The sequence below is a fragment of the Exiguobacterium sp. s168 genome (assembly GCF_018619035.1).
GTDB classification, from domain to species: Bacteria; Bacillota; Bacilli; order Exiguobacteriales; family Exiguobacteriaceae; genus Exiguobacterium_A; species Exiguobacterium_A acetylicum.
Genome location: NZ_JACSNE010000034.1, coordinates 1 through 13,099 on the forward strand (window position 1 = coordinate 1; position 13,099 = coordinate 13,099).

A 13,099-nucleotide genomic window follows, 5' to 3' on the forward strand; every position below is an offset into this window, starting at 1 on the left:
AAAAACCTGAGCCCGGTGGAATACCGGACTCAGGTCCTCAAGGTCGCCTGACAAATTATTTATTGTCTAACTTTTTTGGTTCAGTTCATCGCGCAAGAGGAAGCTTTTTAATGGCTGTCATCGAGACGTTTCGACATATGATAATCCGTCGTCTCGTAGCCAAGCGAGTGATACACATGAATCGCCCGTTCGTTATGGGCAAAGACGTGTAAAGAAATCTTCTTGACGTTCATCCGTTTTAACATCACTTCGAGCAAGCGGAGCGCTTCCTTGCCGTAGCCCTGGTTTTGCTTATCAGACGTAATCTTAACATCGAAAATGAACGCCTCACGTCCAAGCGGTCCCTTTGTCACATGAACCCAGACCATTCCGACATCACTACCTGTCTCGTCACGAAACGTAAATAAATAGTGATCCTTCGTCTTCAGACCTTCTGGCAACAGCGAAGCGAACTCTCCTGTCGCCTTCTCCAGCGACTCGTTCTCTGACCACGTACCGGCGCGACACTTATCCGTCGCGTACTCTTCGATTGCGACCGGTAAGTAAGCGTCATACGTCGCTTGACTCATTTGCTCGATGCGCATGCTGCCACCTCCTGCGTTTTCGTCCAGTCCCGTCGTAACATCGCATAGACCTGGAGGTCATGATAAGTCCCGTACAATTTCTCAGCGTCCCGTAAGACGCCTTCTTCCGTGAAGCCGAGTCGTTCTGGGATTCGTCTACTCCGGACGTTTCCGGTCGCACACTCGATGACGACACGGTTTAAACCGAGCGTTTCGAAACAATAGTTCGTGACGAACCGGACGACATCTGTCATGACGCCTTTTCGAAGTCCCCTTTCTCCTAGATAATAGCCGATCGACGTTTGCCCGAGATGCCGATTAATTTCATGTAAACTGATCGTGCCGACGAGCTCGTCCTGAAGATAGATGCCACACGTAAAGCCGTTGCCATCGGCGAACTGTTGCAGCCATGCTGGAATGACGATCTCCTGATATGTACTTGCCTCTGTTGCACCATCGACCCAACCGAGCCATTCGCGGAGATGTGCGCGATTGGCATCGACGAGTGCGAATAATCCTTCCGCATGGTGCCGTTCGATCAATTGAAGCGCTACGTGATCGGATACTTGTAACCTGAACATGACCTCTCCCCTTTCTAATATCTGTTGTTTGACGTCACGTCGTCGTTTCCCTGCTTGGTGTTACGTTCCATTCCATTCGTCTCGAGCGGACAGCCATTCCGAGTGCCTCGTAAAAGGCAATCGCTTCCTGATTGGCGTCATCGACGCCGAGTTCGATTTTGTCACAGCCAATCGTTTCCGCGTGCGCGTAAGCGGCTTGCATCAACCGTTTGCCGACGCCTTGTTTTTGATGTGTATCCGCAACAACGAGACTGATGACGCGTAAGTAATGCTTATCGAAGACGAACCCACTTCCTTCGACGATATCTTCCTTGAGGACGATCACACCGGCAAGCCCGTCTTGTTCCGCAACGAGTAATGCATAATCCGGATTCTCGAGTTGCGTCAGAAATAAGTCTTCCGGAACCGGCATCTCGTGCGGACGGTAATGGTCGGGTCGTAAGGCAACGTGTTGATCGTGGATTTGTTGAAACAATGGAATCAATGCCTGAAAATCGTCAGGACGGGCAGTGCGGATATTCATTAGATGTTCGCTCCTTTTTCGTTTTGTAGTATATTAACATATTATTCCAAAGTGTAGGGGTATTTTTTTATACAAAACGGCACTCCGATTATCGGAATGCCGTCTCTCACTTAAATTGCTTTTGTAAAGTCTCGCGCTGTCTCCGTTAACGTCGATGCGGCACTCTGAACGTCATGGAAGCGATCGACCGTTTCCGCGACGACCGTGACGCTTGCTTGTGCATCAGTCGTTGCTTGCGTCATTGCACGAGCAATCCGCTGCAGTTCATCATTCATTCGCTGCGTCGTCTGTCGGACATCGACGACAGCTTGTTCAACGAGCTTCGAGAGATTCCGGACTTCCGTCGCGACGACATTGAACCCTTTCCCGTGTTCACCCGCTCGAGCTGCCTCGATCGAGGCATTAAGTGATAGGAGATTCGTCTGTGAGGCAATGGTTTTGATCGTCTCAGTTACTTGAGTGATGTCCTGCGCTTGGCGCTGAAGGCGTTCAATCGTCTGATGGTTATCACGGGTCGTCTCAGCCATCTGCTCGATTGTTTGCCGTAACGCTATGCTTTCCCGCTCGCCATGCGTCGACCGCGTGTTCAAATCACTAGCGATCGCATCAAACGAAGTCGCGAACTTTTGAATTGTCTGCTGACGATCGGTGATATCGGAGGCGATCTTCAAGACACCTGTCACTTCCGTTCCATCGTAAATCGGCATATAGGTTGCTTCTAGCCAAATCGATTGACCATGCGCATCGATGCGTTCAATTTTATCTGCCGTACTGAAGCCACTGAACAGCTTCTGCCAAAATGCTTGATAACTGTCACTCATTGCGAACTCTGTCGTGCAGAAGAGATGATGTTGCATCCCGATCATCTCTTCTCGTTTATATTTCATCGTCTTTGCGAATAACCCATTAACGTCAACGACACGACGTTGCCGATCGAATCGAATCATCGCGACATTATCTCGTAAGGAGGCTAAAATATCTTGGGATCCTAGTTCGGTTGATAGTTGGGTGGTCATGATTACAATCTCCTCTCGCCATCTACCTCCCGTTACAGGCTATCCAAGATATTACAAATCGGAATAGTATGAATTAAAGATATATGACTAAAATTTTTTCTCTTCTTTTAATATATCCAGACTACGACGGAATGAAACGTTATCTCTTTAAATATTTTTATCCTACACCTCTTTTTCAACTTGTCGTTTGTTCCCAGACATCAGTAGTGACTCAGTCGTTTGATTCATGTCGGTCAATGGACGGCATTTGTCAGGGCTGGCTGTTTCATCCTCGCACCCGCTGCCTGGATGCCGCTTGGTTTCGTACTTATTGGGCTTGGTCTCCAAACACATCCATGTTTATCGACTTGAAGTAGAAAAAGCGTCCTTAGAAAAAATCTTCTTGAATCTAGGTACAGAAATTTGATCTGTATAAAGATTTCTCAATGACGGTCCCAATGAAATAAAGAAAAAGTCAGGCTACCTGACACCGATGAAATACGATGTACTGGTAGCATGATCAAGATGTTTAAAATATTGCTTATGGACCCGTACCGCAGGAAACAGCATACTTTTCCGCGTTTACCTTCTTTGAATAACAGATAAAAGGTGTTCCTCCCGTTTCACTTTTCCAATCATACCAAAACATATGGTACCGTTCTGCAACAGGATCTTGTTCCGTAATGATCGCAAAGTAATTTTGATAGTAATAGCCTTGTTTGTATAGTTCGTGTCTAAGAGCACCTTTAGGCGTAGCATCCGTAAACAGAATAGGTGATAGTACCGGCATGAGTAATACAATGAGGGCTATAACTCCTAAAAATAGTGCCAATACTTTCTTTTTCCTTTTTTCCTTAGAATTTGATTTACTCATTTTTATACCCTTTCCTTTTTTGGTTTTTTTTGTTATATAATAACATGAATCAAACAATAGAAAGAGGTCGCGATCGTGAAAAAAACTATTTTTTCATCTCTCACTTTAGGTGTCATCCTATATGCTGGTTTCTTATGGAGTAATGCGATTGCCGATTCTAATGTTGCACAAGAAAACTCTAAGAGTAGCATCACAGAGGAACAAGCCTTCAATTTTTTCACTACAGTGCTTGAGCAACAAAAAGCAGATTTTTTAAACAATACTCCGTTAGCACATACTAACCTTTCAAAGTTATCTGAAGGGGACGAGGCTGTATTGATTTTTCTATCCACTACGGAAGTCGATAAAATTCAGCTGAATTCATTCAAATACAACATTTCTGATGTCAAAGTCTATTCAGAGAATCAAAAAAATTATGCTGAAGCGTATGTCACACGAACTTTTAACTTCGGAAAAAGTGGTCTTGAAACGGGTTTAAGTGATCAATTGGTACTTGAAATTCCATCACATGTAGACGATCAAAGCACATCGATTTCTTCGAGTAAATTAACAATTAAATCGAATCCAAACGCTAATAACGTTTCAGTTGATGAATTTTTAGAAAAGTATAAAGAGGAAGTAGAAAAATCAAACCAACTTGAAGCCAAATAAATACAGAAAGATGTCGCCAAGATTCGTCAAATGCGTACTTCTTTCCTTTCATAAAAATGGAGTCCTTCGCGCAATCGCTAGGACTCCATTTTTAGTATATCGAATATCATGCCATCCGCTCTCTCCGTAAAAGATACAGGAAATACGGCACTCCGATGATCGCTGTGATCAATCCAGCCGGTACTTCAAGCGGTGGATGAATCCCGCGACCGAGCGCATCGGCAACGACGAGTAACCCTCCGCCGAGCAACAGCGCCATCGGCAACACAGCAAGATGCTTATGACCAACGAGACGCCGTGCCACATGTGGCGCAATCAGTCCGATGAAACCAATCGCACCGACCGTCGCGACGGCAACACCAGCTAGAATGACCGCGAGCGCCAAGAAGATGTACCGCGTCCGCTGAATTGGTAATCCGAGACCGATACTGACTTCTTCACTTAGTGATAAGACATCGAGTTGACGATGGCGATAGAAGATGATTGCACCAATCACGACGAGCACAGGCGCTAAGATCATCACTTCCTGCCACCCTTTCCCGAACAGACTACCGGCGAGCCAGACGAGTGAATCGTTCGTCTGAAGTGGAAATTTGATCAACAGATATTCTGTTCCCGAGGCACAAATCGCACTGACGGCGATACCAAGTAACGCAAACGAACTGCGGGAGACGTTGCCTCCCCGCTCAAGCATCATCAACGCCAGCATGACGAGCGCTGCTCCGATGAAGGCGGCGATCGGTGTCAACAAGAGCGGACCATCCGGCACGAGGGCAATCGTCAAGACAGCGAACAGAGACGCTCCGTTCGTCACCCCGATCACGTCCGGTGAGATCAATGGATTGCGGATGACACTTTGTAAAATCACTCCAGCAAGAGCGAAACTCGCTCCTGCTAAAAAGGCGAGGACCGTTCGCGGCAAGCGGTAATTTTGAACGATGAAGGCATCCTTTCCACCAAAGAACGATTGCCATAATTCCGTTACTGATAACTGAATCGAACCGACCGACAGTAAGGCGAAGCTCGTGACGAAAACGACTAACGCGACAAGTAGAATCCTGCGCATGTCTCTCATCGTAATCCCCCTTTCATCTGGCGGCGTGCCAGCAGAAGAAAGAAGGGTGCCCCGAGCAATGACGTCACGATGCCGACTGGTGATTCATACGGATAGGCGATGAAGCGCGCTAAGACATCAGCATACGTCAACAACAGACCACCGATGACGGCAGAGACGGGTAAGACGATTCGGTAGTCCTCCCCAACGAGTCGGCGCGTAATGTGCGGCACCATCAGACCAATGAAGCCGATTGCTCCAGCGACAGCAACCGTCACCCCTGCGAGTAAGACGACACTGATGCCGGCAAGCAAACGGATTCGCGTCACTTTTTGCCCGAGACCGACCGCGACGTCTTGCCCGAGTTGAAAAACAGCGAGCGATTTCGCGAGACTCGCAGCGAGAAGCAAACCCGCGAGCGACCACGGTAAGACGATCCGGAGTTCGAGCCAGCTTGCATCACTGAGCGAACCGGACAGCCAGTACAAGACGTTCGTGATCCGGTCGTTGAACAAGATCAAGCCTTTCGTCAGTGACGTCAGTAAGAGATGGATCGCCATCCCGACGAGGGCGAGTTTTAATGCCGTCATTCCGCGAATCGAGGCAAACGAGAAGACGAGCACACCACCGAGCAAGGCACCGGCAAAGGCGAAGTAAAGCAGGTTCGCCGTCCCGAGTGACGGAAAGACAAGCAGACTTAAGACGACGAGAAACGACGCACCGGCGTTGACCCCAAAGACTTGCGGTGAAGCGAGCGGGTTCCGCGTCACGGCTTGCATGATTGCCCCCGCGACGGCAAGATTCGCTCCGAGCAATAACCCGAGTAAGAGACGCGGCAAGCGCAGATTCGTCAGAACGAGCCCCGCTTTAGAGGTCGTACCACTGATCCACTCCTCCACTAAGTGAACCGGATTCATCTGTGTGATGCCAAAGAACAAGCTACTATAAACGGCCAAGCCACTGAGTAAGATAAGTATGAAGATCAGACGTTTCCGCTGCACCGGATGTTTCCCCTTTCTAAGACGAAAAGCCAGATTGCTCCGGCTTTTTGTCGTTCGTTATTTCTGTTGTAGTAATTGAATCGCTTCATCGACGATTTGTTCAGCAGCGTCAAGACCACGATAACGCGTCCAGAGGTCACGATTGACTTCGTAGACTTCCCCATTTTTGACCGCCGTGATTTGATTCCAGAGCGGATTGTTTTTCCACTCCTTCAGCAGCTTCGGATCGGCTTCCGCCATGAAGATGACGTCTGGATCCCACTTGACCATCTGCTCTAACGTAATCGTCACAGTCGGTTCCGCTGTTTTCGTGACAGCATTCTCGATCCCGATCTTCTCGAGCAATTCACCGTCAAACGACGTCTCACCGTGTGCTGTCAGTGAATCGGCGCGGAAGACACCGACCATGACTTTCCGATCATCTTTTGGGTCAACCTTCTTTTTCGCTGCCTCTAAACGCTCCTCATGCAGCGCAAGGCGATCGTCCATCTGTTTCGTTTTACCGACCGCTTCCGCAATCGTCTTGAACGAATCGATGTTCTCTTCATACGTTGCATTGCGACTCTTTAAGATGATTGTCGGTGCGATTTCTTGTAATTGCTTGTAAATCCCTTTGTGACGATTAAAGTCGCCGATGATCAAGTCCGGTTGCAAGGAACTGATCACTTCAAGATTCGGTTGTTGGCGTGTACCGACTTCCGTGAACGAGATGTCTTTTCCGAGTAATCCGGAGACATCCGTCTTATTTTCTTGTGCGATCCCGACTGGTGTGATCCCGAGTTCATCTAAGGCATCAACGAATGAAAATTCGAGCGCGACGACCTTCTTCGGCTTTTCCGGTACCTTCGTTTTTCCTGCTTCATGCGTGATCGTCCGCGTCTTTTCGTTCGATTGCTCTGCTTGACCTGAACAAGCTGCAAGCATCAAACTGCTCAACACGAGGAGCGTCAACGCTGTCATCCAAGTTTTCCGTCTCATGGTGAGACCCCCTTTACTTCGTGATTCGACATTGAGAATCATTCTTAATTAATCCTGTCTCAGCATATCAAAGATTTCCATCGAACAAAAGGGAAATCCTTATTTTCAGATAATATAGACTGAAAGCCACATTTTCTGAAGGAATATGGGATAATCAGGTAGTGAACAAAGGAGGAATGAGAAATGGATTGGATGAAAGACTTAGGACAGCGGATTGAGTTTCCGCTCGATTCGATCACGTTTAATCAATTACCTGGCTTACTCGAAGCCTTCGCCTACCATTTACCGTTCGAGAATACGACCGTGCTTGAGAAAAGACTCCGTCCGTTTAGCGACGAGCGCTTCATCGAGACGTTTCTGACAGAGCGACGCGGTGGTGTCTGTTATGACTTAAACGGACTGTTGCACCGGGTCCTGCAGGAACTGAATTGTCCCGTTCGACTCGTTCAAGCGACGGTTTACGATACGAAGTCAGATGCCTGGTCAGCGACCGGACCGACCCATGTCGCGATCATTTGGAATGAGACACATCTGCTTGATACCGGCTTCGGTGTCAACTTACCGCTCGTTCCGGTTCCGTTAAGTGGGGAAACCGTTGATTCCGCTAGCGGCAGTTACCGGATAATCAATAATGACACACTTGAGATGAAGCGAACGGGACAAGCAGAGTTCGTGACCGGTTACCGGTTCGACCGTGAGACAGCCATTACGATGGACGACTTATCGAAGATGGAACAGATCATCCAGCAGAGTGATGCTTCCCCGTTCAATAAAGGCCGCCTCGTCGCGATGCGGACGCCGCGCGGACAAAAGACGTTGACTGAGCGGACGTTACGGATTGAAGAGGCGACGACGACCGAGTTACCGGTCGCAGGTCCTACCCAATTCGAGATGCTGTATCAGACTCACTTTATAGGACGGGAGTCGTAAACCATGGATCGATATACGCTGTGTTTAATCCGTCACGCAGACCACTTTCTACTCGTCAACCGGCAAAAACGTCCAGCGATGGGCATGTGGAATGGCGTCGGTGGCAAAATCGAACCGGGCGAGACACCGGAAGCTGCCGTCATCCGCGAGACGTTCGAAGAGACAGGCATCACGCTTAACAAAGTGACGCCAAAAGGGATCGTCCGCTTACACGGGGAAGAAACGTCTGGCATGTACCTCTACCTGGCTGAATTAGAAAATCGTCCGTTTGCGACACCGGTCATGACGGTCGAAGGAATCCTCGATTGGAAACCACTCGACTGGATTCTAAACGACGATAACATGGGAATCATCAGCAATCTCCGGCATTACTTACCGGTCGCTTTGACAACGGAGCAGCCGCTATTGCACGATTTCCATTACGATGGACATACGATCACTGCTTACGAGACGCACGAATTAATTGAGACATAACACAACATCCCCGCTTGTCCTCTCGGACAGGCGGGGATGTCTCATTAGAATAAATGTAGACCCGTCACGATGACAGCGACGATGACGATGCCCGGTAGCAAGTTCGCGACGCGGATCTTCGTGATGCCGGCGAGATTGAGACCAATCGCTGCAATCATCACTCCACCGGTCGCCGTCATCTCTAAGATGAATTCTTGCAACGCGGCGTCGGGAATGAACTTCGTGATGGCAACGGCACTCAGTGCGATCGCCCCTTGATAGAGGAAAACGGGAATCGCTGAGAACATGACACCGATCCCGAGCGTTGAACTGAGGACAAGCGCCGTGAAGCCGTCGATCAACCCCTTTGTATAGAGGACGTCGTGATCCTGACGCAGTCCACCGTCGAGCGCACCGAGGACACCCATCGCTCCAATGACGAAAATCAACGTCGCGGTGACGAAGCCTTCCGCGATATTCGATGGACGACCACGACTGATCTTACGTTCGAGCCATGCCCCCATCCGGTCGAGCTTCTCATCGAGGCGGAACCATTCTCCGATCGCACCTCCGAGAACGAGACTACCGATGACGATCAAAAAGTTCGTGCTTTTCATCCCCATCTGAATCCCGAGGACGACGACGGCTAGACCGATCGCTTGCAGGACCGTCTCCTTCATCCGTTCCGGAATCCGGTGGAACATCAATCCAAGCAACGTCCCGATGATGATCAGGACGGTATTGACGAGTGTACCTGTTAAAACCATCTGACAGCCTACTTTCTCAATTGATTTTTCGTTTCGCAGGACGGACGACCGTCCGCTCCGCCTGATTCAAGCTATGCAACGTCATCCCGAGCATGACGAGGATGATCCCGAATGTCGCGAGTCCCGTCGGCAGTGCCGCGTGGAGAAACAGCATCTCGCCAAGAACGGTAAAGACGATCTCAAACGATTGCGTTGCTTCGATCGCGGCTAACCGAACTGGTTCTGTCCGAACGAGCGACGTCGCGTAGAAAAAGAGCGATGTCGCGATGACGCCCGAGAATAAGGCGACGAAGCCGGACTGGGTCACTTGGCTGACACTCGGTAAGCCGACCTGTATGTAAGCAATTACGGAGAGCACGATCCAAAACGGTAGACTGGCGATCGTCATCCCAAGAATCCGCTCAAAGACGTCAAGTTTGTCCCCATACCGTTCCATCATCTTTCGATTCCCGAGCGGATAGGCGATCGCAGCGACGAGCACCGGCAAGGCACCGAACAAAAGCGACTGCAGCGACAGACTTCCTGCGACGGATACTTGCATGACGACGACACCGAGGACGATCAAGACGGAATACTTGAGTGCCGACCATGGAATCCGTTGTTTGAACAAGGGCGCAAGCAGTGATCCTGCTAAAATCGTCAATTGCCACGTTCCGGCAATCAGCCAGCCCGGTGCATGATCGGCAGCGAGGCAAATACTACCGTAAAACAGCCCAAAACCAATCGTTCCGTACAGTAACCAAAAGCCGATATCTGTTCGCAGGGCTTGTATGACACGTCCGATACCCCGGCGCATCAAAACGATGACGATGAAGAACGGCAACATCAAGAAAAAGCGGAGCGACGCACTGTAGATCCAGTGCCCCCCTGCTCCTTGCATCGATTGATTCAAGATAAAGGTGACGGCAAAGAACATCGCCGCTAAGATGCCGTAAACGATCGGTCGCATCAGCTCTCCTCCTTTAGTGTTGAGACAAGTAGACGACCGAGCCCGTTCCAGTTGTGTTCCGTCGCCTGGACGAGCTGTTCGACATCCCGTTGTTCACACGCAACTAAAATCGCGGCATGGTCGGCAATCGACTGACGTCCGAGTTGATCGAACTGGGCGTATTCGAGCCGGCGGATCAGCGGTGTCAATCGGCGAATCGTTTCTCCTAGTTGAGCGTTCTGACTCCGCTTCACGAAGACATCGTGAAAAGCATCGTCAAGCGTCAGTGCCGTCTCCGTATCCTGCTGATCAATCGCCGTCGTGAACTGTTGATGAATCGTTTGAAGTTCCGTCACGTCGTCTTTAGTCAGCACTGGTCCCGCCAGGCGCGCTGCTAGTCCATGCAATGTCGCGATGATCGGATAGGTTTGCTGTGCCTGTTCAGCATCGAGCTCCGTCACGATCGTCCGCGAACCCCGTTTCGCAAAAATCAATCCCTCCTCTTCGAGTCGTTTCAAAGCTTCGCGGACCGGCGTCCGACTGACACCGAACATTTCCGCGAGCGCTTGATCGTTCACCTTCTCACCTGGGGCAAAGCGTAAGGTGATAATGTGATGTTGCAAACGTTGATACACTTCCTCACTGAGAGGAAGTCGTGCAATCGCTAAATCATCTGTAGGTTTCATACAAGTAATATATTACATATTAATCATCGTTACTACCTTTATTAAAAATTAAAACTCCCCGTCACATGACGGAGAGTCGGCTATTCAAACATTTCGCGGATTCATCGGTCCATTCAAGTGACTGAGATCATGTCGTTTTAACAAGATCAGTTGAATGACGATCGCAACTAAAAGATAGACTTGCGTTAATAGCGAGGTAATCCCTAAATTGACGTTGACGACATCCGCAGCGATGCTCGCGAAATCCCATTAAGCATGGAAGATGATCAACGGCCATAGATTATTCAGCTTCAGTGCGATGATCGCAAAGAATACACCAAATACGAACGTGTTCGCGAGTTGGAACAGCATCGCTGCAGGTGGAATCAAAGCAATCAGATTAAGCAGATGAAACGATGAGAACAGGAGCGCACTGATGAGGACGGCACGATACGGATGTTCATTCGGTCGAAGGTAACGCAGGATGATGCCTCGAAACAGAACTTCTTCGTTGAAGCCGACGAATAAGGTTGTCAGGAAGACGATCCCTACGAGTTGAAGCACCGACGACGAAGGTGACGTGGTGAACAGGGCGTTGACGATCAGTCCGACTTGAAAGAGAACGATCAACAGTAACGGAATGTACCAGACGAGCCCTCTTGCTTGCAGTTTCGAAAACCCAACGGCAGCAAACGTGGCATGACGACGAATGTACCAGACGAGAAAGAGGGCTGACGCTACTTCACCAAAAATTGCGATCCGTAACAACTCCGGATTACCGTAACGAATGCCGAAGCCAAATGCCGAGTCAGCCATGACGATACCCATGATGACGAAGATGACGGTTGCCGAGACGATGGTGTTCCGCTTATCCACGATCAGGACCTCCTTTTCAAACGAGCGACCTTCCTTCTGTATCATTGATTTACCTTTTTTTCAGAGAAATGAACCTTTTTCCTCCACTACCTTGCAATACAAAATAGCTTATCGTATCATTACCTTGTAATACCAAGTAGTGAAAGGAAGATGCGGATGTCTTCGACACAAATGTTGAAAGGGATTCTCGATGGCTGTTTACTTGCATTGATCGCGGAGGAAGAGATTTATGGCTATGAACTGGCGACGAAACTCAAAGCATACGGTTTCGCTGACATCAGTGAAGGAACAATCTATCCCTTATTGATCCGGATGCAAAAACTGGGCTGGATCGAAGCGACTTCACGCGTTTCCCCGTCTGGTCCAAAGCGAAAATATTATTCGATCACGACGAGCGGTATGGAAGAACTTGCTGCTTTTACGAAACGATGGCATCACCTTTCGATGAGTGTCGAAAGTATTTTAAAGGAGGATGATTGAGATGACCCTATCGACGGAATCAACACGATTTTTAGAAGACTTAAAGGTGTACCTACTTGCTTCCGGAAAAAATGAACAGGCGACGAACGAGATTGTTCATGAACTCGAAGACCATCTGATTGAAGCGGAATCGGACGGGAAATCGGTTCGTGCGATTACTGGCGAGAGTCCTGCTGCCTATATCCAGTCGATTTCGAAAGAGATGGCGTTTGATCCGAAAGAAGTATTTTGGAACGTCTTGCAAGTTTTTCTCGGTGCATCGAGTTTTCTCTATCTCCAAAATCTCCTGAATGGAACAACGACGTTCAGCATGTTGCTCGTTGGCGGATTTTTACTAATTAGTATTGTGTATTTGACGACACTGGCGCTTCTATTCCGTCAAGATGCTTTACGGGATAGCGCGCGCCCTCGTATCATGCTTTACGGGATTCATGGGAGTGTTCATATTTTACTCATCATCGGACTATTGATCGTCAATGGACTTATCGATTCGCCAAAGATCACGTTATCCCTAAGCGTCGGCTGGATGATTGGTGCCCTATTGATTGTTTGGATTCTCGTCACAGCATGGAAAACAAAGACATGGATTTTGCCGATTGCATTACTCGTCTATTTTGCTCCCCAAATCATTCTCCGTTCTGTATTTGATTGGTCGGAATTGACTTCTGGACTCGTCGGATATGCTGTTGCTGCTATTACAATCACAGTTGCTTTTATTCGAGAATCTAAACAAGATCAGTCAAAATCGTCGAGTCACTGAAAAATCTGCTTTCGTTCTGA

Annotated in this window: 17 protein-coding genes; 5 read left to right on the forward strand and 12 right to left on the reverse strand. The window is 48.8% G+C overall.

Going from position 1 to position 13,099, the window contains the following annotated elements:
- Positions 1-107 precede the first annotated feature (107 nt).
- The 5 genes from KNQ15_RS15110 to KNQ15_RS15130 form a co-directional block, all read right to left on the reverse strand.
- Entirely contained in the window at positions 108-584 is a 477-nt protein-coding gene (locus KNQ15_RS15110) for a GNAT family N-acetyltransferase (RefSeq protein ID WP_214729959.1), read from the reverse strand.
- Complete coding sequence (locus KNQ15_RS15115) at positions 566-1,144, reverse strand: GNAT family N-acetyltransferase (RefSeq protein ID WP_214729960.1); 579 nt, start codon at positions 1,142-1,144, stop codon at positions 566-568. Before KNQ15_RS15115 ends, KNQ15_RS15110 begins: the two co-directional genes overlap by 19 nt.
- Positions 1,145-1,178: 34 nt before the next feature.
- Positions 1,179-1,667: a GNAT family N-acetyltransferase gene (locus KNQ15_RS15120; protein ID WP_034785996.1), complete on the reverse strand. Its 489-nt coding sequence runs from the start codon at positions 1,665-1,667 to the stop codon at positions 1,179-1,181.
- A gap of 110 nt (positions 1,668-1,777) precedes the next feature.
- Complete coding sequence (locus KNQ15_RS16980; protein WP_214729961.1) at positions 1,778-2,683, reverse strand: methyl-accepting chemotaxis protein; 906 nt, start codon at positions 2,681-2,683, stop codon at positions 1,778-1,780.
- Positions 2,684-3,203: 520 nt separating this feature from the next.
- Entirely contained in the window at positions 3,204-3,536 is a 333-nt protein-coding gene (locus KNQ15_RS15130; protein ID WP_483299358.1) for a hypothetical protein, read from the reverse strand.
- Positions 3,537-3,611: 75 nt separating this feature from the next.
- Between KNQ15_RS15130 and KNQ15_RS15135 the strand changes: the two genes are divergently transcribed.
- Positions 3,612-4,187 (forward strand): hypothetical protein, encoded by a 576-nt coding sequence (locus KNQ15_RS15135; protein ID WP_214729962.1) that lies wholly within the window; start codon positions 3,612-3,614, stop codon positions 4,185-4,187.
- 106 nt (positions 4,188-4,293) lie between these two features.
- On the opposite strand, the gene KNQ15_RS15140 is transcribed toward KNQ15_RS15135, so the two are convergent.
- From KNQ15_RS15140 to KNQ15_RS15150, 3 genes are read right to left on the reverse strand one after another with little or no spacing between them, the layout of a single operon-like run.
- Positions 4,294-5,253, reverse strand: a complete 960-nt coding sequence (locus KNQ15_RS15140) for a FecCD family ABC transporter permease (protein WP_214729986.1) — start codon at positions 5,251-5,253, stop codon at positions 4,294-4,296.
- A 5-nt stretch (positions 5,254-5,258) separates the two neighbouring features.
- Positions 5,259-6,242, reverse strand: a complete 984-nt coding sequence (locus tag KNQ15_RS15145) for a FecCD family ABC transporter permease (RefSeq protein ID WP_353048931.1) — start codon at positions 6,240-6,242, stop codon at positions 5,259-5,261.
- A 57-nt stretch (positions 6,243-6,299) separates the two neighbouring features.
- On the reverse strand, positions 6,300-7,220 hold the full coding sequence (locus KNQ15_RS15150; protein WP_214729963.1) for an ABC transporter substrate-binding protein: 921 nt from the start codon (positions 7,218-7,220) through the stop codon (positions 6,300-6,302).
- A 183-nt stretch (positions 7,221-7,403) separates the two neighbouring features.
- On the opposite strand from KNQ15_RS15150, the gene KNQ15_RS15155 reads away from it, so the two are divergent.
- Together KNQ15_RS15155 and KNQ15_RS15160 are read left to right on the forward strand one after the other, a co-directional pair.
- Complete coding sequence (locus tag KNQ15_RS15155) at positions 7,404-8,150, forward strand: arylamine N-acetyltransferase family protein (protein ID WP_214729964.1); 747 nt, start codon at positions 7,404-7,406, stop codon at positions 8,148-8,150.
- A gap of 3 nt (positions 8,151-8,153) precedes the next feature.
- On the forward strand, positions 8,154-8,624 hold the full coding sequence (locus KNQ15_RS15160) for an NUDIX hydrolase (protein ID WP_214729965.1): 471 nt from the start codon (positions 8,154-8,156) through the stop codon (positions 8,622-8,624).
- A gap of 44 nt (positions 8,625-8,668) precedes the next feature.
- On the opposite strand, the gene KNQ15_RS15165 is transcribed toward KNQ15_RS15160, so the two are convergent.
- The 4 genes from KNQ15_RS15165 to KNQ15_RS15180 form a co-directional block, all read right to left on the reverse strand.
- Positions 8,669-9,370 (reverse strand): DUF554 domain-containing protein, encoded by a 702-nt coding sequence (locus KNQ15_RS15165; RefSeq protein WP_047395308.1) that lies wholly within the window; start codon positions 9,368-9,370, stop codon positions 8,669-8,671.
- A 16-nt stretch (positions 9,371-9,386) separates the two neighbouring features.
- Entirely contained in the window at positions 9,387-10,319 is a 933-nt protein-coding gene (locus KNQ15_RS15170; protein ID WP_214729966.1) for a DMT family transporter, read from the reverse strand.
- Positions 10,319-10,984, reverse strand: a complete 666-nt coding sequence (locus KNQ15_RS15175; RefSeq protein ID WP_214729967.1) for a GntR family transcriptional regulator — start codon at positions 10,982-10,984, stop codon at positions 10,319-10,321. Before KNQ15_RS15175 ends, KNQ15_RS15170 begins: the two co-directional genes overlap by 1 nt.
- A gap of 249 nt (positions 10,985-11,233) precedes the next feature.
- Entirely contained in the window at positions 11,234-11,839 is a 606-nt protein-coding gene (locus KNQ15_RS15180) for a CPBP family intramembrane glutamic endopeptidase (protein ID WP_214729968.1), read from the reverse strand.
- 156 nt (positions 11,840-11,995) lie between these two features.
- Between KNQ15_RS15180 and KNQ15_RS15185 the strand changes: the two genes are divergently transcribed.
- Both KNQ15_RS15185 and KNQ15_RS15190 read left to right on the forward strand, forming a co-directional pair.
- On the forward strand, positions 11,996-12,319 hold the full coding sequence (locus KNQ15_RS15185; RefSeq protein ID WP_029341625.1) for a PadR family transcriptional regulator: 324 nt from the start codon (positions 11,996-11,998) through the stop codon (positions 12,317-12,319).
- 1 nt (position 12,320) lies between these two features.
- Positions 12,321-13,079 carry a hypothetical protein gene (locus KNQ15_RS15190; protein WP_214729969.1) on the forward strand — a complete coding sequence of 253 codons (759 nt, stop codon included), beginning with the start codon at positions 12,321-12,323 and terminating at the stop codon, positions 13,077-13,079.
- Positions 13,080-13,099 lie beyond the last annotated feature (20 nt).